We start from the raw sequence: 16,942 nt of genomic DNA, 5'->3' as shown, positions 1-16,942 counted from the left end.
ACGGGCCGGGGTCGAGAGTCGACCTAGCCGTCGGCCGCCATGGACCGCACCAGGCTGGCGGGCCGCATGTCGGTCCAGTTGGCCTCGATCGCGTCCAGGCACTCCTGGCGCGACCCCTCCGGGCCCTCGGCCCGCCAGCCGCCCGGCACGGCGAGCGTCGCCGGCCAGAGCGAGTACTGACCCTCTTCGTTCACGAGCACCAGGAACTTGCCCGACTCATCGTCGAAAGGATTGACCACGACGCCCCCCTTGGCAGCACGTACATCAGCTTGTTTCTCCGAGCGGCCGCGCATTCCGTTTCCGCGGCTCCCGGACTGCTTGTCCGATCCGAACAGAGCGTCAGATCGAACGAAGGAGCGAATCGCCCCATCCCCGAGATGACAGTTCCCGTGCGGCCGGTCGGAACCAGACTGCCCGGACCCTGTTCATTCACACTCATCACACTAAGGGAAAGTCCACGATCGGAGGTACTCGTTCGATTGATTACCGGTGGGTAATAGAGCGCGCAATAATCGTTCATGCTGCCCCAGGCATATGCCTCATGGCATTCACCGTTCACCATTCGGCCAACAGACGGCCGGAGTGCGGCAGTTCACCCGCATATGACCCACGCGAATCCGGCCGATCCGGCGCATGTGCCGCCGCGCTCTCACTTGAGCGCACATGGCTCCGCGGCACGCTCCCGTGCGCCGACCGTGCGCCCCGTTTTCGCCTCCGACACCCCTGCGGACCGTCCAGATCAAGACAACGGGACCGAAGAACCGACCGCGCACCCCGCTTTCGGCCGACCGGTATCCGGCCAAGGCGGACACCGTGCTCCAGTCGAAGCCTTCAGGGGGTGTCATGGCTGACGAATGATCAATAACCTTACGGAACACGCCATTCCCGGTCCCGACGGAGCATCATGACCACTGCGGCACAGATACCCGACATCCTCTCGCCCGAGTTCGCGGCGGACCCCTACCCCGTGTACCGCCTCATGCGGGACACCTCGCCCCTCATCTGGCACGAGGCCACGCAGAGCTACATCATCTCGCGGTACGAGGACGTCGAGCGCGTCTTCAAGGACAAGGACGGCGAGTTCACCACCGACAACTACGACTGGCAGATCGAGCCGGTGCACGGCAAGACGATCCTCCAGCTCAGCGGCCGTGAGCACGCCGTGCGCCGGGCCCTGGTCGCCCCCGCCTTCCGGGGCCGGGACCTCCAGGAGAAGTTCCTGCCCGTCATCGAGCGCAACTCGCGCGAACTGATCGACGCCTTCCGGCACTCCGGTTCCGCCGACATCGTCACCGACTACGCGACCCGCTTCCCGGTCAACGTGATCGCGGACATGCTGGGCCTGGACAAGTCCGACCACGCCCGCTTCCACCGCTGGTACACCACCGTCATCGCCTTCCTCGGCAACCTGTCCGGCGACCAGGAGGTGGCCGCCGCGGGCGAGCGCACCCGGGTGGAGTTCGCCGAGTACATGCTGCCGATCATCAAGGAGCGTCGCGAGAACCTGGGCGACGACCTGCTGTCCGTGCTGTGCGCCGCCGAGGTCGACGGGGTACGGATGAGCGACGAGGACATCAAGGCGTTCTGCAGCCTGCTGCTCGCGGCGGGCGGTGAGACCACCGACAAGGCGATCGCCAGCATCTTCGCCAACCTGCTGGCCCACCCCGACCAGCTCGCCGCCGTCCAGGCCGACCACAGCCTGATCCCGCGGGCGTTCGCCGAGACCCTGCGCTTCACCCCGCCGGTGCACATGATCATGCGGCAGTCCGCGACCGAGGTGAAGCTCAGCGGCGGCACCATCCCGGCCGGGGTCACCGTCACCTGCCTGATCGGCTCGGCCAACCGCGACGAGAACCGCTACCGCGAGCCCGACCGCTTCGACATCTTCCGCGAGGACCTCACCGCCACCAACGCCTTCTCGGCCGCCGCCGACCACCTGGCGTTCGCGCTCGGCCGGCACTTCTGCGTGGGCGCGCTGCTCGCCAAGGCCGAGGTCGAGATCGGAGTGGCCCAACTGCTGGACGCGATGCCGGACTTGCGGGTCGCGGACGGCTTCGACCTGGTCGAGCAGGGCGTGTTCACCCGCGGACCCCAGGCGCTGCCGGTCCGCTTCACCCCGGTGAACGCGTGACCGCCTGACCCCCGGACGCCCGACCGGCGCCGTACCGCTGGGCCCCTCCCCCGGGGGCCCAGCCGGACACGGCTATCCGTCGACCGGGGTGAACCGCACCGGCAGGGTCGTCAGGCCCCGCATCCAGATCGACGACCGCCAGGTCAGCAGCTCCGGGTCCACCGTCAGCACCAGGTCGGGCAGCCGCTCCAGCAGCGTCTCCACGGCGGTCCGCGCCATGACGTCCGCGAGCAGCGGGGCCGGGTAGGGGCACCGGTGCTCGCCGTTGCTGAACGACAGGTGCGCGGCGTTCTCCGCGCCCACATGGCCCTCCGGCCAGAGTCCCGGGTCGGTGTTGGCGGCCGCCAGCCCGAGGACCAGGCAGTCCCCGGCCTTGATCCGACGGCCGCCGAGCTGGGTGTCCCGTACGGCCCAGCGGCCGATGAAGTTCTGGGTGGGGGTGTCGAGCCAGAGCACCTCGTTCAGCGCCTCGCCGACACTCACCCGGCCGCCGGACACACTGAGTTCGAACCGCTCGTCCGTCAGCAGCAGCCGCAGCGCGTTGCAGATCCAGTTCGCGGTCGGCTGCTGCGCGGCGGCGATGATCGAGATCAGGTCCTGGACGATCTCCTCGTCGGTGAGTCCCGCCGGGTGCAGCACCATCCGCGAGGTGACGTCCTTGCCGGGGTCGGCCCGCTTGTCCTGGACCAGCCGCACCAGCCGCTCGCCCACCCGCCCGTAGGCCGCCACCGGGTCGTCGCCCTCGGCGGCGTCCAGGGAGATCCGCAGGTCGTCCACGAGCTGCTGGGTGTCCGCGCCCGAGAGCGGCATGCCGCACACCTGCACCACGGCCCGCATCGGCAGCGCGTGCGCGTACGACGACATCAGCTCGGCCTGGCCGCTGCCCGCGAACCGGGCGATCAGCTCGTCGGCGATCAGCTCGCAGTCGCGGGACAGCTCGAACTGGTCCACCCCGGAGAGCGCCTCGGTGATCACCCCGGCCCGGCGCCGGTGCTCCTCCCCCTCGGTGAACAGCACCGAGGGCTGGTAGCCGACGAAGGGCATCAGCGGCCAGTCGGGCGGGATGTTGTCCCACTGGTTCCAGCGCCGCGAGTCCCGCGCGAACAGCTCGTCGTGGCTGGTGACCTGAGCGACCTCGTGGTAGCCGAGCACCAGCCAGGCGGGGATGTCGCCGTCCAGCAGCACCGGCGCGACCGCACCGTGCTCGCGGCGCAGCGCCCGGTACATCTGCGACGGCGTCTGCTGGTACTCCAGGCCCGAGAGGCGCACCGCGTCGGTGTGGGCGGGGCAGCCGGGCGGCGGGGCCGGGTGCGCGGAGAAGGGGCCGGGGTCGGTCACGGGGTCGCCTCCTGGGCGGTGGCCAGTGTGTAGACATGGTCCACGAGAGTGATCAGCACGTCCTTGCCCGACTCCCGGAGCCGTGCGTCGCAGTCGAGCATCGGCACGTGATCGGGCAGGGCGAGCGCCTGCCGGATCTCGTCCAGGGAGTGGTGGGCCGCGTCGTCGTCGAACCGGTTGACGGCCACCACGAAGGGCGTGCCGTGGTGTTCCAGCCGGTCTATCGCGTACCAGGAGTCGTCCATCCGGCGGGTGTCCACCAGGACGACGGCGCCGAGGGTGCCGGAGAAGAGCCGGTCCCACAGGAACCAGAAGCGCTTCTGGCCGGGCGCGCCGAACAGGTACAGCACCATGGTGTCGTTGAGGCTGATCCGGCCGAAGTCGAAGGCGACGGTGGTGGTCGACTTCGCGGCGACGCCGCTGGTCTCGTCGATGCCGACACCGGCCTCCGTCATCACCTCCTCGGTGTTCAGCGGCCGGATCTCGCTCACGGAGCGGACGAGGGTGGTCTTGCCCACGCCGAATCCGCCCACGACGACGATCTTCAGACCGGTTTCCGCCGCGTCGGCCAGTGGCGTGCGGTGGGCGGGCAGCTCAGAGATTGCGGAGCCCATGGAGCACTTCCTTGAGAAGGGCGGGATCGGGGAGCGAGTGGTTCACGGGTGGGTGCCGTGCGGTGATGCGGCCGGTGTCGAGCAGGTCGGCCAGCAGGATGCGGCAGACCGTGATCGGCAGTTCCAGTTCGGCGGAGATCTCGACGACAGAGGTCGGGTGCTCGCAGAGGGTCAGGATGCGGGAGTGCTCCGACTGCATGCCCGTGGTCGGCTGACACTCCGCGACGATCAGGGTGACCAGGTCCAGGGTGTCGTCGACGCTGCTGCGCCCGTTCGTGACCGTGTAGAGCCGGTCGGGGGCGCCGGTGTCCACCGGCTTCCGGGTCACGAGGTGGTACTCCCCTGGAACGGCTGCCGGGGCGCGGCCCGCAGATGCTCACCGATCTTGTCGACCAGACCGCTCATCTCCTCGCCGAGGAGGCCGGGGTCGGCGTCCTCGGCGGCGACGACCGCGAGGTGCGCGCCCTCACCGGCTCCCACGATGCACAGGAGGCCGCCGTGGAAGGCGGTCATGGAGTGGAGCACGCCGCCGGAGCCGTCCCCGAACTCCACGGACGCGCCGTGGGACAGGGCCTGCAGGCCGGAGCAGATCGCGGCGAGCTGGTCGGCCTGATCCGCGGCCAGGTCGGGGGTCCAGCACAGCTTGAGGCCGTCGCGTGACAGGACCAGGGCGTGCCGGGCACCGGGGGTCTGCTCCAGCAGGTTCTGCAGCAGCCAGACGAGGCTGTTGTCGGTGGTCTGCATGATGGGTGATGGGACGGTGGTGTCCGGCTGATCGGTCACCGGCCCGTTCCTCCAATCTCATGGGCACGAGGGGGGCTTGGCTGCCGGGCGCGGGCCCGGCGGGGCTTGGTGGGGGCTAACCGGCGGTCGGCGGCTCGGGGTCGGGGCGGCCGCCGCCCAGGGTGTCGTCCGAGGGCTTGCGCGAGCGGTGGAAGGCGCCGAAGCGGGAGCCCACGTCGTGCACCGGCCGCTTCCGGGGCGGGGTGGCCTCCGGGGCGGGCCGTCGGCCGCGCTCGGCGTCGCTCATGGTGCGGCCGGGCCTCCGGACGGGAAGTCCGTTCGGGGTGGCGGGGGCGGGCGGCTCCTGCCGGGTCTGCCCGGGTACTTCCGGCGCGGTCGTCGGCGGTTCGGACCGGACGGGTGCCTCGGCGACGGGGGCCGGGGTGGGCGTGGGCATCTCGGGCGCGGGGGCCTCGAAGACGGGGATCTCGGGCGCGGGCGCCGGTTCGGGGGCCGGGACCGGGCGGGCGGTGGCCGGGCGGGCCGCTTCCCGCTGCGCGGGCCACGGGTCGCGCTGCTGCGCGATGAGGTGCCGGGGCAGCAGGACGACGACGCCGGTGCCGCCTCGCGAGGAGGGCCGGTAGCTGACGTTGATGCGGTACTTGAGCGCGAGCAGTCCGACCACGGCGAGGCCCAGGCGGGTGCCCTGGAGGGAGGCGAGGTCGGCCATGCTTCCGGCGACGGCGCCCTCGGCGTGCCTCATCGCCGCCTCGGACATGGTCAGTCCGCTGTCCTCGACGGTGACGACGATCCCGGCCCGGTGCTCCTCCACGTAGACGTGGACCTCGTCGGTGGGCGGGGAGAAGTTCGCCGCGTTGTCGACCAGTTCGGCGAGGAGGTGCATCACGCCCTCGGCGGCGAATCCGGAGATCGCGGCCTGGGAGGTGAAGTGCAGCCGGACCCGCTGGTAGGCGGCGATGCGGCCGATGGCGCCCCGGAGGATGCTCTCCATCCGGATCGGCTTGTTCCAGGTACGGCTGGTCTTGCCGCCCATGAGCAGCGCGAGCCGGTCGGCGATCAGCACCAGCTGGGAGGTCTTGTGGTCCAGCCGCATCAGGTCGCCGAGCATCTTGCCGTCGTGCTCGTCCTGCATCGCCCGCAGGTCGGCGAGCATGCTGACGGCCTTGGCCTGCACCCGGCTGAGTGCCTTGGTGGAGGCGATCCGGGTACCGCCCTGACGCCGCTCGCTGCGGGCCAGTTCGCTGACGAACCGCTCGCTCAGGTCCTGCAGCAACGGCACCTGAGGGAGCTTGAGTTCGCCCAGCACCGTGTCGGCGGAGCGGCCCTCGGCGAGGCGGGCCACGGCGGCGGGCAGCGTCTCCCGTGCGAGCCGGTCCACCTCGGACAGCACCTCGTCGAGCGCGTCCTGGGTCTGTCGGCACTCCTCGTCGGCGGCGGCCGCGCGGCCCACCGCCTCTTCCAGGGCACCGGCGGAGAGCTGGGCGACCCGCCGCAGGTTCTGGTCGTTGGGCATCGACACGCCCGCGAGCGCGTCGGCGGCGCCGCTGCCGGACAGCACCAGGTTGTGCAGGGACGGCAGCGTGACATTGACCAAGTGGCCGTTCTGCGCGGCCGTTTGCTGCGCCTGCGCGCGGAGCCGGTCGTTCTCGGCGGCCTGGGTCGCGGCGGCGTGCCTGGCCCGGCGGACGAGGAGGTGTCCGAAGAGCACCGCCACGGCGACGCACGCCCAGCCCGCGCCCGCCACGACGAGCGTCCATCTGCGGGTGCCGGACGGTGCCGCTCCGACCGCGACGGCGACCGCGACGGCGGTCACCGCCACCACGGCCGCGGGCACCGCCCACGAGCTGCGCCGGACGGCCGTCGAGCGGTGTTGAACGGACGGTGCAGGAACTGACATTCCGCGGTCCCTCGGTCTGCGAGCAGAAGAATCGGCGACCGAACGCTCGATCGCGGGTCCGGAAGCGGCACCCTCGGAGGAAGGCGATCTTCCGGCCGGTTACGCCCACATGCTAGTCACACCGGAGTGTGCCGAGTTCCGAATGGCCCCTCCTGGGGCCCCGGACCTGAAGTCGTCGTGAAGCAACCATTGCGACGGCGGGGCGTGGTAGAGGGCCGGGCGGGCTCCACCCCTGGTGCCGGGCCCGGAAACACCCCATGCGCCCCCGATGCCCCACCGCCCGGATAGCTGCCGCAAACCCCGCACGGGGCGTCAACCCCCTCGGGAAGGAACCCTTTCCAGCCAACCGGACGCGGTCAGCGGAAGAGGGCGATGACACCGATCACCCAGATCGCCAGGAATCCGAGGGCCAGTACCAGACACCCGAGGGCCGCCAGGGTGCCCTTGGCGTCCGCGTGCCCGGAGCTTTCGACGCTCTCCGGGGGTACGGCGGCCAGCTCGGCCAGTTGCTCCCTGGCGAAGTCCGTCGGGGCGAGCGAGTCGGGGCCGTCCCAGCCGAGCGCCGCCCTGCGTCGCGCGGTGGTGGGATAACGCGCCTCGAAGGCCGCGGTCTCGGCCGGGTCGCGGTCCTGCTCCAGGTACATCCACCGGCCCGCCTGGGCGGGTTCCCCGTACAGCCGGTACACCTCGGCGAGGCGGCGGCGGAGCGCGGGATCGTGGGGGAACGACGACACCAGTCCGCGCAGACGCTGGCGCGCGACGGGGACGCGGCCCGCGGCCAGGTCCTCGTCGACTCGGGCAAGGGTGTCTCTCAGTGGCATGAGCAGATGATCGACCGTGCGGTGGGCGGAGTCGAACGGGTTTCCACTCCGACGGGCGAACGTCGTCGCCAGGGGGGCGTGGGTACCGAGAGGTAGTGTCCGCAGCATTGCCCAATTCCGGGACATTCAAGAGAATTTCCGATAAGGGGCGAAGAAATGAGTAGTACGGACGACCGCTTCAAGGTGACGACCGGGATCGCCCGGCTGTGCGCGGTGCCCGGGCTCGCCGGGCCCGGTCGGCTCGGGCTGGTGACCAACCACACCTGCGTCCTCCCCGATCTGCGCCCGACGGCACCCGCGTTGCTGGAGGCGGGCGTGAACCTGGCCGCGCTGTTCGGCCCCGAGCACGGGCTGTACGGCACCGCCCAGGCGGGCGCGAGCGAGTCCCACGAGGTCGACGCGGCCACCGGGCTGCCGATCTACGACACCTACCGCCGCGACGGCGAGCGACTCGACAAGGTGCTGATCAACAGTGGCGTGGACGCGCTGGTGTACGACCTCCAGGACGTCGGGGCGCGCTTCTACACCTATGTCTGGACGATGTTCGACCTGATGGTCTCCGCCGCGCGTACCGGCGTGCGGTTCGTGGTGGCCGACCGGCCCAATCCGCTCGGCGGGCTCGTCAGCGAGGGCCCGGTGCTCGATCCGGCGTTCGCGAGCTTCGTCGGGCGGGCGCCGGTGCCGATCCGGCACGGGCTGACCTGCGGTGAGCTGGCCTGGTGCGTCAACAGGTCGGCCGTGGCCGAAGTCGCCGGGAGACAGGCCGACTTGACGGTGATCAAGGCGGCCGGGTGGCGCCGGGAGATGGACGCGGAGGCCACCGGTCTCCCCTGGATCGCGCCGTCGCCCAACATGCCGACGTACGCCACGGCCGTCGTCTATCCCGGCACCTGCCTGTTCGAGGGCACCAATGTCTCCGAGGGCCGGGGCACCACCCAGCCCTTCGAGACCGTCGGCGCACCGTACGTCGACGCCCGCTTCGCCCCCGCGCTCGCCGAACTCGGTCTGCCTGGTGTGCACTTCAGGGAGGTGCGGTACGTGCCGACCTTCGACAAGCACGCCGGACTGCCCGTGCGCGGGGTCCAGCTCCACGTCACGGACCGCGAGGCGTTCGCCCCGGTACGCACCGCCGTCGCCATGCTCGGCACGCTGCGGCGGCTGTACCCGGACGACTTCGCCTGGTCCGGCGACTTCATCGACCGCCTCTGGGGCTCCGACGAACTGCGGCGGACGGTCGACGCGGGCGGGGACCCGCTGGCGCTGTGCGAGCCGCCCGCACCGCCCGGCCGGTGGGCCGGTGACGACGTACTGCTCTATCGCTGAAGGCCGAGGGCTCTGTCCCTGAAGGCCGAGGGCCCGCGCATGGAAGGACGACCCGTCGATGACCGATCGCACGACGAGAGCCCGGACCGAGTTCCGCGGGTTCCGGGCGGGTGACGGTCCGCCGCTGGTGGCGGCGTGGTGCCGGAGCGCGCCCGCCGACCCCATCACCGCGGACCGCTTCCGCAACCTGGTGCTGCTCGACGCCAACTTCGACCCGGCCGGGCTCCGGATCGCCGTGGAGGACGGCCGCCTGGTCGGCGCGGCCTACGCGGTGCGTCGGCTGACGCCGCTGCACGGCACCGACCTGGAGCCGGAGCAGGGCTGGCTCCCGTTCTTCTTCGTCGACCCGGAGGCCCGCGGCCGTGGGGTGGGCCGGGGGCTGCTGACCGATGCCCTCGACTGGCTGCTCGCCCACGGCCGCACCCGGGTCGACTTCGCCCCGTACACCCCGAACTACGTCCTCCCCGGTCTGGACGCCGAGACCTACCCGGAGGCGGCCGGGCTGCTGGAGTCGCTGGGCTTTCGCACCGTGGACGAGGCGGTGGCGATGGACCGCTCGCTGGCCGACTACGCCTTCCCGGCGGAGGCCGGACGTCGGGCCGCCGAACTGACCGCGCTCGGCTACCGGTTCGGCACCCCGGCCGACGACGACCTGCCCGGACTCCTCGCCCTCGCCGCCGTCCACTTCAGCCCGGACTGGGCGCGCGCGATCCGGGAGTGCCTGCTGAACGGCGCCCCGCCGGACCGGATCGTGGTCGCCCGCGACCCCTCGGGCCGTCTGGTGGGCTGGGCGATGCACGGCGCGTACGAGTCGGCGGTCGAGCGGTTCGGCCCGTTCGGGGTGCTGGACGAGATGCGCGGTACGGGGCTCGGCGGGGTGCTGCTGCACCTGGTCCTGGAGCGGATGCGGGCGCGGGGCGCGGGCTCGGCGTGGTTCCTGTGGACCGACCGGGAGTCGGCGGCGGCCCGGCTGTACCGCCGGGCCGGGTTCGGCACGACGCGGGTGTTCCGGGTGCTGCGCCGGGAGGCCGGCCGATGACCGGCCCGGCGCGCGGCCTGAGCCGCCGCCGCTTCGCGCTCGCGCTCCCCGCGACCCTGCTCGCCGCGGGCTGCGCGGCCCCGCACCAGGGCACCGGACGGCCCGGCGACCCCGTCGTCCTCACGGTGCTCTCGCACTACGCGAGCGGTGAGCTGAAGGCGGCCCTGCAGGGTCCGGTCGACGAGTGGAACGCCACGCACGACCGGGTGAAGGTGCGCACCAAGGCGGTCGAGTTCAACGACCTGCTGACCACCTTCATGGTCCGGCAGGCCGCGGGCCAGGGCGCCGACATCCTCCAGCCGTACTGCCTGTGGAACGGCCAGCTCGTCCGCGCCGGTGTCCTGCGGCCCGCCCCGCCCGAGGACGCGGCGGAGATCACCCGCGGCTACGGCGCGGCGGCGGTCGGCTCCGCGTCGGTGGGTGGCCGGATCTACGGCTATCCCACCGAGGCGCAGACCTACGCCCTCTACTACAACAGGCGCCTGCTGCGCGAGGCCGGTATCACCCATCCCCCGCGCACCTGGCGGGAGTTGGAGGACACCGCGTACCGCACCACCCGACGCGACCGGTACGGCAACACCCTGGTCCAGGGCTTCGGCCTCTCCACCTACGACGACTCCACCACCGTCGGCCAGACCCTCGCCCTGCTCAACGCGTCCGGGGGCACGTTCATGTCCACGGACGGCAGGAGCACCGCCATCGACTCGGCGTCCGGCCGGGCGGTGCTCGACCTGGAGCACCGTCTCGTCAGCCGGGGGGCGAGCGCGCCCGGCGTCAACGTCTACAAGGCGTTCCAGTCCGGGCAGGTGGCCATGGTGATCAGCGCCGGATGGTGGACCGGCAGCCTGAAGTCCCAGATGGGCGACGCCTATCGGGATGTGGCCGTGGCTCCGGTGCCCGTCCCGAGGCTGGGCGACGAGCCTGCCACGCTCGCCACCGGGTTCATGCTGGGCGTCAACACCGCCAGCCGACACCCGCGTGAGGCATGGGAGTTCCTGCGCTGGCTCAACACCGAGAAGGTGAGCCTCCGCGAGGGGGCGGCCGCGACCCGGATGAGCGCTCTCCAGGTGTCGGTGGGCTCGCTGACCGGCCGCGCCGACGACATGCGAACCCTGCTCGGCAAGGGCGGCGATCCCAACCTGCGCCCGTTCCTGGACGCGTTGGGGTACGCGGTGCCGGAGCCGAACGTGCCCGGCGCGCAGCAGGCCAAGTCGCTGCTGCGCAAGAACATCGAGGCGTTGTGGACGGGGCAGCAGTCGGTCGAGCAGTCGCTGCGCACCATCCGCCGCCAGGTCGACCAGGAGGTGTCGCGCTCATGGTGAACGCCCTGACCCCGGAGACGACCGCCCGGCCGCCGCGCCCGCGCTCCGCCGACCCGGCCCGGACGGCCGTGGACCCTCGCGGCCGGGCCCGGCGTCATCAGGCGGTCGTCGCCTATCTGTTCCTGGCGCCGGTACTGCTGTTCTTCGCGGTCTTCCTGGTCCTGCCGCTCGGCTTCGCGCTGCTGCTGTCGATGTCCCGCTGGGCGGGGTTCGACCTCGCTGACATCCGGCCGGTCGGCCTGGACAACTTCACGGCCCTCTTCGCGGACGGCTCGACGTTCCTGACGCCGATCCTCACCAACACCCTGCTGTTCGCGCTCGGCACCGTGGCCCTCGCGCTGGCGGGCTCGGTGCTGGTCGCCACCTGCATCGACAACCTGCGCTTCCAGGGACTGTGGCGCACCCTCTACCTGCTGCCGATCGTCACCACGGTGGTCGCCGTCGGCAATGTGTGGAAGTACATGTACGAGCCGGGCGGCCTGGTCAACGGCGCGCTGAACGCCGTCGGGCTGGACTCGGTGGCGTTCCTCCAGGACCCGGACACCGCGCTGCCCGCGGTGGTGGTGGTCCAGGCGTGGGCGTCGGTCGGGTCGGCGATCCTCATCCTGACCGCCGGGCTGAAGTCCATTCCGGGGTCGTACTACGAGGCGGCCGCGCTGGACGGGGCCGGTCCGGTGACCGTCTTCTGGCGGATCACGCTGCCGCTGCTGCGGCCGTCGCTGCTGTTCGTGTGCGTCACCCAGTTCATCACCGGGCTGCAGTCGTTCGCGCTGATCATCGTGATGACCAAGGGCGGTCCTGGCGACGCGACCAATGTGGCCGCGCTGGAGATGTACCGGCAGGCGTTCTCCTACGGCGACTGGGGCACCGCGAGCGCCGCCGCCTTCGTGCTGTTCGTGGTGATCCTGCTGGTCACCCTGGTGCAGTTGTGGATCTTCCGACGCAAGGGGGAGGACGCGTGATCCGCCGCCGTTTCCCGTGGCTGTCGTACCTGCTGGTGGTGACCGGCGCCGTGCTCACGGTGGTGCCGTTCCTCGACATGGTGATGACGTCGTTCAAGGGGCCGGGTGAGTCCGGCACGCTGCCCTACCGGTTCCTGCCCGAGGCGTTCGACCTCTCCAACTACCGGGCGGCGGTCGACCAGCTCGATCTGCCGGTGCTGTTCCGCAACAGCGTGATCGCCACGACCGTGATCAACGTGTCGGTGCTGCTGACGTCGTCGCTGGCGGGCTACGCGCTCGCCAAACTCCGCTTCCCGGGACGGGACTTCATCTTCCGGCTGGTGCTGTCGACGATGATGTTCCCGCCGTTCCTCTTCTTCATCCCGCACTTCCTGATCCTGGTGCACTGGCCGCTGGCGGGCGGCAACGACCTGCTGGGGCGGGGCGGTGCCGGGCTGACCGTGAGCATCGTGGCGCTGGCGATGCCGTTCCTGGTCAACGGCTTCGGGATCTTCCTGATGCGCCAGTTCATGGTCTCGATCCCGGACGAGGTGCTGGAGGCCGCGCGGATCGACGGGGCCGGGGAGTTCGCGGTGTGGTGGCGGATCGTCGTACCGCAGACCAAGCCGGTCATGGTGACGCTGGGGCTGCTGACGTTCGTGGACGCCTGGAACGAGTACATCTGGGCGCTGCTGGTGTCGACGGCGAACCCGGCCGTGATGACGCTGCCGGTCGGCATCCAGCTGCTCCAGGACTATGTGGACCCGACGCGCACGATGCCGATCGTGATGGCGGGTCTGGTCCTGAGCATCCTTCCGGTGCTGGTCCTGTTCCTGCTGCTCCAGCGGCACTACATCCGGGGGATCATGCTCAGCGGCCTGAAGTGAGCGCCGCTCACAGGTCGATCATCCGGACCAGGAAGAACGCGGCGATGAGCGCGCAGCCGAGGAGGATGAGGAACAGCCAGACCCGGGGGTGTTCGAAGGGGCCGCCGTCCGGCCGCTCGGGGTGGGCCTCGGCGGTCGAACCCTCGACGGGCGGGGTCTCACCGGGCGGGGGCAACGAGTCGGGCATGATTCACCTCCTGGCAACGGACGGCGCATGGAGTACTTCGGTCCCGGGACGCCGCCCGGATGCGGGTCTCCACTCTCAGGATGCCCCGGTCCCGAGCCCGTCGCCGCTCAGCAGCAGTGCCACGTCCAGCACCGCCACGGCGACCGCCGCCGCGAACGCGGCCCGCGCGCGGCGGCGGCCCAGCACCGTCCCGGCCACCGCGATCACCCCGGCGCCCGCCAGCGCGGCCAGCTGCCGTGCGCCGGGCCGTCCGGCGGGTCCGAGCGCCAGCAGGGCGGAGGCGGCGACCAGGGGCACCGGCAGCAGCAGCCGTACCCTCTCCTGGCCGAGCCGCTGCGGCCAGCCCCGTACGCCGGTCGCCAGATCGTCCCGGATGTCCGGCAGCACATTGCCGAGGTGGGCCCCGACGCCCAGCAGTGCCCCGGCGGCCACGACCCACCACGCGGGCCAGGGCCGCCCCGGCAGTCCCAGGGTGACGAAGGCCGGGAGCGCGGCGAACGCCACCGCGTAGGGCGCCCAGGACCAGCGGGTGGCCTTGAGCCGCAGGTCGTACGCCCAGGCCGCCGCGACGGCGGTGAGGTGCACGGCGCCCGCCGACCGTCCGCAGGCGAAGGAGAGGGGGACGCACAGGGCGAGGGCGGCGCAGGCGGCCGTCCCCACCTGCCGGGCGGCGATCGCGCCGTCGGCGACGGGTTTGCCCCGGCGGCCCACCGCGAGGTCCCGGCGCGCGTCGACGGCGTCGTTGCACCAGCCGATGGACAGCTGACCCGCCAGTACGGCGCCGGTGGTCAGCAGGCAGCGGCCCGGTTCCTGACCGGCGGTCACCGCCATCGCCGTCGTCAGCGCGGTGACCACCACCAGCGGGCCGGGATGGCAGGCCCCGGCCAGGGCGGAAACCGTGCGGACCGGGAACGTCGACTGCTCGGGGGTCACCACCCGGCGAGCCTAGGCGCTGTCTCGTCGCTTCCGGAACGGCCGGACGGGCGATCTCTGGTGCCGGGGTACCGGTCCTGGGAAGGTCTGCTGAGTCCACCCCCGGGCCGGTCGACGTACGGGAGCCTCATGACGCGGATCGCCGCCGTGCACGGTGCCCTCGCGCCGCATCGCTTCGCCCAGTCCGAGATCACCGACATGGTGGCCCGCGCCTGTCTGCCCGAGGGCGCCGACCGCGAGGTGCTGGACCGGCTGCACCGGAACGCCGGAGTCCGCTCCCGTCGCATGACCCTGCCGCTCGACCGGTACGAGACGCTGGACGGCTTCGGCGCCGCCAACGAGATCTTCGTCGCCACCGCCACCGACCTGGGCGCCAGGGTGGTCCGGGAGGCGCTGCGGGAGGCCGGGCTGACGGCGGCCGACGTGGATCTGCTGGTCTTCACCTCGGTCACCGGTGTCGCCGTCCCGTCCGTCGACGCGCGGGTGGCGGGCCGGCTGGGGCTGCGGCCGGACGTGCGGCGGGTCCCGCTGTTCGGGCTCGGCTGTGCCGGGGGCGCGGCGGGGCTGGCCCGCGTGCACGACTTCCTGCTGGGGCGGCCGGACCAGGTGGCGGTGCTGCTGTCGGTCGAGCTGTGCTCGCTCACCTTCCAGCGCGGGGACGCCTCGACGGCCAACCTGGTCGCCACCGGCCTCTTCGGCGACGGCGCGACTGCCGTGGTGGTCGGCGGGGCGGAGCGCGCGGGCGCGTTCACGGGTCCGGCGATCCTGGACTCCCGCAGTCTTCTGTACCCGGACACGGGCGGTGTGCTGGGCTGGGACATCGGCGACTCGGGGTTCAAGGTCGTCCTCGATCCGGAGATCCCCCAGGTGCTCCGGCACCATCTGGGCGACGACGTACGGGAGTTCCTCGCCGATCACGGGCTGAAGCCGCAGGACGTGACGGCCTGGGTCTGCCACCCCGGCGGCCCCCGCGTCCTGGACGCCGTCACCGAGGCGCTCGACCTCCCCGCCGAGGAACTCACCCTCAGCCGGCGCCACTTGGCCGAGGTGGGCAACCTCTCCTCGTCCTCCGTGCTCCACATCCTGCGCGACACCCTCACCGAACACCGTCCACCCGCCGGCACTCCGGGCCTGCTCCTGGCCATCGGGCCGGGGCTGGCCTGCGAGTTGGTGCTGCTGAGCTGGTGAGCCCGACAGGCTGAGCTGGTGAGCCCGACAGGAGGACACATGACCTGGTACGCACTGCTGGTGGCCGCCGTCGCGGTCGAGCGGGTCGCCGAGCTCGTCGTGGCGCGCCGGAACGAGCGGTGGAGCAGGGCCCGCCGCGCGATCGTGGCGGGGGACGGGCACTACCCGGCGATGGTGGCGCTGCACGTGGGGCTGCTGGTCGGGTGCCCGCTGGAGGTGTGGCTCGGCGGGCGGCCGTTCGTGCCCGCCCTCGCCTGGCCGATGCTGGCGGTGCTGGTGGGGGCCCAGGCGCTGCGCTGGTGGTGCATCGGGACGCTCGGGCCACGCTGGAACACCCGGGTGATCGTCGTACCGGGTCTGCCGCTGGTGGCGCGGGGCCCGTACCGGCTGCTGCGGCATCCGAACTACGTGGCCGTGGTGGCCGAGGGACTGGCGCTGCCGCTGGTGCACACGGCCTGGGTGACCGCCGCCGCGTTCACGGTGCTGAACGCCGCCGTGCTGACCGTGCGTGTCCGGTGCGAGAACCAGGCGCTGACCGCGGCCGAGGCGCCGGTTCCGGCGTGATCGACGTCCTGGTGGCCGGGGGCGGTCCGGCGGGGCTGGCCGCGGCCGTGCACGCCAGGCTCGCCGGGCTGACCGCCGTGGTGGTCGAGCCGCGCACGGCGCCCGTGGACAAGGCGTGCGGGGAGGGCGTGATGCCCGGCGGGGTCGCCGCGCTGCGGGCGCTCGGGGTCGAGGCGGCGGGCCGGGACCTGCGCGGCATCCGCTACGTGGACGGCGTCCGCCGGGCCGAGGCGCCCTTCCGCGGCCGTCCGGGGCTGGGCATCCGCCGTACGACCCTCCACCAGGCGCTGTACGAGCGCGCGCTCGCCCTGGGCGTGCGGATCGAGCACGGCAAGGTCGGCGAGGTGGTTCAACGCCCCGATGCCGTCACCGCCGCCGGGCTCACCGCCCGCTGGCTGATCGCCGCCGACGGTCTGCACTCCCCCGTGCGCCGCCGCCTCGGGCTGGAGCTGCCCGGCGGGGCGCGGGGCCGGTACGGACTGCGTCGGCACTACCGGGTCGCCCCGTGGACGGACTTCGTCGAGGTGCACTGGTCCGGCCGGGGCGAGGCGTACGTGACCCCGGTCGCCGACGATCTGGTGGGGGTCGCGGTCCTCAGCCGCGTCCGGCGCGGGTACGACGAGCATCTGGCCGGTTTCCCGGCCCTCACCGCCGCGCTGCGCGGGGCTCCCGCCACCGAGGTGCGCGGGGCCGGACCGCTGCTGCAACGGGTGCGGCGCAGGGTCACGGGCCGGGTGCTGCTCGTCGGGGACGCGGCGGGCTATGTGGACGCCCTCACCGGGGAGGGCATCGCGCTCGCCCTGGCGACGGCCGAGGCCGCCGTGCGCGCCGTCGCGGCCGGGCGGCCGGAGCGCTACGAGCGGGACTGGACGCTGCTGACGCGGCGCCACCGCCTGCTGACCAGGGCGTTGCTGGCCGCGAGCAGCCGTCCGGGCACCGCCCGGCTGATCGTGCCCGTGGCGTCCCGGGTGCCCGCGGTGTTCGCGGCGGCGGTGCACGCGCTCCGGTAGCCG

Annotated in this window: 18 protein-coding genes; 9 read left to right on the top strand and 9 right to left on the bottom strand. The window is 72.3% G+C overall.

The features are described from left to right. Positions 1–23: 23 nt before the first annotated feature. On the bottom strand, positions 24–239 hold the full coding sequence (locus ACIPPM_RS05410) for an MbtH family protein (RefSeq protein WP_401443251.1): 216 nt from the start codon (positions 237–239) through the stop codon (positions 24–26). Positions 240–904: 665 nt separating this feature from the next. Here ACIPPM_RS05410 and ACIPPM_RS05405 point away from each other — a divergent pair. Beyond that, the gene (locus ACIPPM_RS05405) at positions 905–2,131 is read left to right on the top strand and encodes a cytochrome P450 (protein ID WP_401443248.1); all 1,227 of its coding nucleotides are present in this window, start codon (positions 905–907) and stop codon (positions 2,129–2,131) included. Between the two features lie 72 nt (positions 2,132–2,203). On the opposite strand, the gene ACIPPM_RS05400 is transcribed toward ACIPPM_RS05405, so the two are convergent. The 6 genes from ACIPPM_RS05400 to ACIPPM_RS05375 all read right to left on the bottom strand — a co-directional run bounded on the left by ACIPPM_RS05400 (position 2,204) and on the right by ACIPPM_RS05375 (position 7,545). Further along, the gene (locus tag ACIPPM_RS05400; RefSeq protein ID WP_401443245.1) at positions 2,204–3,469 is read right to left on the bottom strand and encodes a cytochrome P450; all 1,266 of its coding nucleotides are present in this window, start codon (positions 3,467–3,469) and stop codon (positions 2,204–2,206) included. After that, on the bottom strand, positions 3,466–4,083 hold the full coding sequence (locus ACIPPM_RS05395; RefSeq protein WP_401443242.1) for a GTP-binding protein: 618 nt from the start codon (positions 4,081–4,083) through the stop codon (positions 3,466–3,468). The genes ACIPPM_RS05400 and ACIPPM_RS05395 overlap by 4 nt, the downstream gene beginning before the upstream one ends. Next, complete coding sequence (locus tag ACIPPM_RS05390; protein WP_401443239.1) at positions 4,064–4,411, bottom strand: DUF742 domain-containing protein; 348 nt, start codon at positions 4,409–4,411, stop codon at positions 4,064–4,066. The genes ACIPPM_RS05395 and ACIPPM_RS05390 overlap by 20 nt, the downstream gene beginning before the upstream one ends. Then, positions 4,408–4,827: a roadblock/LC7 domain-containing protein gene (locus tag ACIPPM_RS05385; protein ID WP_401444198.1), complete on the bottom strand. Its 420-nt coding sequence runs from the start codon at positions 4,825–4,827 to the stop codon at positions 4,408–4,410. The genes ACIPPM_RS05390 and ACIPPM_RS05385 overlap by 4 nt, the downstream gene beginning before the upstream one ends. A gap of 115 nt (positions 4,828–4,942) precedes the next feature. Continuing rightward, positions 4,943–6,724: an ATP-binding protein gene (locus tag ACIPPM_RS05380; protein ID WP_401443236.1), complete on the bottom strand. Its 1,782-nt coding sequence runs from the start codon at positions 6,722–6,724 to the stop codon at positions 4,943–4,945. Between the two features lie 356 nt (positions 6,725–7,080). Then, positions 7,081–7,545, bottom strand: coding sequence for a DUF6584 family protein (locus tag ACIPPM_RS05375; RefSeq protein WP_401443233.1), 465 nt, complete (start codon positions 7,543–7,545; stop codon positions 7,081–7,083). Between the two features lie 156 nt (positions 7,546–7,701). Between ACIPPM_RS05375 and ACIPPM_RS05370 the strand changes: the two genes are divergently transcribed. From ACIPPM_RS05370 to ACIPPM_RS05350, 5 genes are read left to right on the top strand one after another with little or no spacing between them, the layout of a single operon-like run. Next, positions 7,702–8,868, top strand: coding sequence for an exo-beta-N-acetylmuramidase NamZ domain-containing protein (locus tag ACIPPM_RS05370; RefSeq protein ID WP_401443230.1), 1,167 nt, complete (start codon positions 7,702–7,704; stop codon positions 8,866–8,868). A gap of 58 nt (positions 8,869–8,926) precedes the next feature. Continuing rightward, positions 8,927–9,907: a GNAT family N-acetyltransferase gene (locus ACIPPM_RS05365; protein WP_401443227.1), complete on the top strand. Its 981-nt coding sequence runs from the start codon at positions 8,927–8,929 to the stop codon at positions 9,905–9,907. Next, complete coding sequence (locus ACIPPM_RS05360; RefSeq protein ID WP_401443224.1) at positions 9,904–11,229, top strand: ABC transporter substrate-binding protein; 1,326 nt, start codon at positions 9,904–9,906, stop codon at positions 11,227–11,229. Before ACIPPM_RS05365 ends, ACIPPM_RS05360 begins: the two co-directional genes overlap by 4 nt. After that, positions 11,223–12,191 (top strand): carbohydrate ABC transporter permease, encoded by a 969-nt coding sequence (locus ACIPPM_RS05355; protein ID WP_401443221.1) that lies wholly within the window; start codon positions 11,223–11,225, stop codon positions 12,189–12,191. Before ACIPPM_RS05360 ends, ACIPPM_RS05355 begins: the two co-directional genes overlap by 7 nt. Beyond that, the gene (locus tag ACIPPM_RS05350) at positions 12,188–13,057 is read left to right on the top strand and encodes a carbohydrate ABC transporter permease (RefSeq protein ID WP_401443218.1); all 870 of its coding nucleotides are present in this window, start codon (positions 12,188–12,190) and stop codon (positions 13,055–13,057) included. Before ACIPPM_RS05355 ends, ACIPPM_RS05350 begins: the two co-directional genes overlap by 4 nt. A 7-nt stretch (positions 13,058–13,064) precedes the next feature. Here ACIPPM_RS05350 and ACIPPM_RS05345 read toward each other — a convergent pair whose 3' ends face one another. Together ACIPPM_RS05345 and ACIPPM_RS05340 are read right to left on the bottom strand one after the other, a co-directional pair. Next, the gene (locus ACIPPM_RS05345) at positions 13,065–13,244 is read right to left on the bottom strand and encodes a DUF6480 family protein (RefSeq protein WP_401443215.1); all 180 of its coding nucleotides are present in this window, start codon (positions 13,242–13,244) and stop codon (positions 13,065–13,067) included. Positions 13,245–13,319: 75 nt separating this feature from the next. Next, on the bottom strand, positions 13,320–14,180 hold the full coding sequence (locus ACIPPM_RS05340; protein ID WP_401443212.1) for a UbiA family prenyltransferase: 861 nt from the start codon (positions 14,178–14,180) through the stop codon (positions 13,320–13,322). A 126-nt stretch (positions 14,181–14,306) separates the two neighbouring features. Between ACIPPM_RS05340 and ACIPPM_RS05335 the strand changes: the two genes are divergently transcribed. From ACIPPM_RS05335 to ACIPPM_RS05325, 3 genes are read left to right on the top strand one after another with little or no spacing between them, the layout of a single operon-like run. Continuing rightward, complete coding sequence (locus tag ACIPPM_RS05335) at positions 14,307–15,365, top strand: type III polyketide synthase (protein ID WP_401443209.1); 1,059 nt, start codon at positions 14,307–14,309, stop codon at positions 15,363–15,365. A gap of 39 nt (positions 15,366–15,404) precedes the next feature. Continuing rightward, entirely contained in the window at positions 15,405–15,929 is a 525-nt protein-coding gene (locus ACIPPM_RS05330) for an isoprenylcysteine carboxyl methyltransferase family protein (RefSeq protein ID WP_401443206.1), read from the top strand. Continuing rightward, entirely contained in the window at positions 15,926–16,939 is a 1,014-nt protein-coding gene (locus ACIPPM_RS05325; RefSeq protein WP_401443203.1) for an NAD(P)/FAD-dependent oxidoreductase, read from the top strand. Before ACIPPM_RS05330 ends, ACIPPM_RS05325 begins: the two co-directional genes overlap by 4 nt. Positions 16,940–16,942: the final 3 nt, after the last annotated feature.

It is taken from the genome of Streptomyces sp. NPDC090119 (genome assembly GCF_044747085.1).
GTDB lineage: Bacteria > Actinomycetota > Actinomycetes > Streptomycetales > Streptomycetaceae > Streptomyces.
Note: the sequence above shows the minus strand (reverse complement) of the source record. Positions and strands in the feature narration are given on the sequence as shown.

Coding starts and splice junctions, on each gene's coding strand:
- ACIPPM_RS05405 (WP_401443248.1), top strand. CDS start 905: ATGACCACTGCGGCACAGATACCCGACATCCTCTCGCCCGAGTTCGCG.
- ACIPPM_RS05395 (WP_401443242.1), bottom strand. CDS start 4,083: ATGGGCTCCGCAATCTCTGAGCTGCCCGCCCACCGCACGCCACTGGCC.
- ACIPPM_RS05385 (WP_401444198.1), bottom strand. CDS start 4,827: ATGCAGACCACCGACAACAGCCTCGTCTGGCTGCTGCAGAACCTGCTG.
- ACIPPM_RS05380 (WP_401443236.1), bottom strand. CDS start 6,724: ATGTCAGTTCCTGCACCGTCCGTTCAACACCGCTCGACGGCCGTCCGG.
- ACIPPM_RS05375 (WP_401443233.1), bottom strand. CDS start 7,545: ATGCCACTGAGAGACACCCTTGCCCGAGTCGACGAGGACCTGGCCGCG.
- ACIPPM_RS05370 (WP_401443230.1), top strand. CDS start 7,702: ATGAGTAGTACGGACGACCGCTTCAAGGTGACGACCGGGATCGCCCGG.
- ACIPPM_RS05365 (WP_401443227.1), top strand. CDS start 8,927: ATGACCGATCGCACGACGAGAGCCCGGACCGAGTTCCGCGGGTTCCGG.
- ACIPPM_RS05360 (WP_401443224.1), top strand. CDS start 9,904: ATGACCGGCCCGGCGCGCGGCCTGAGCCGCCGCCGCTTCGCGCTCGCG.
- ACIPPM_RS05355 (WP_401443221.1), top strand. CDS start 11,223: ATGGTGAACGCCCTGACCCCGGAGACGACCGCCCGGCCGCCGCGCCCG.
- ACIPPM_RS05345 (WP_401443215.1), bottom strand. CDS start 13,244: ATGCCCGACTCGTTGCCCCCGCCCGGTGAGACCCCGCCCGTCGAGGGT.
- ACIPPM_RS05335 (WP_401443209.1), top strand. CDS start 14,307: ATGACGCGGATCGCCGCCGTGCACGGTGCCCTCGCGCCGCATCGCTTC.
- ACIPPM_RS05330 (WP_401443206.1), top strand. CDS start 15,405: ATGACCTGGTACGCACTGCTGGTGGCCGCCGTCGCGGTCGAGCGGGTC.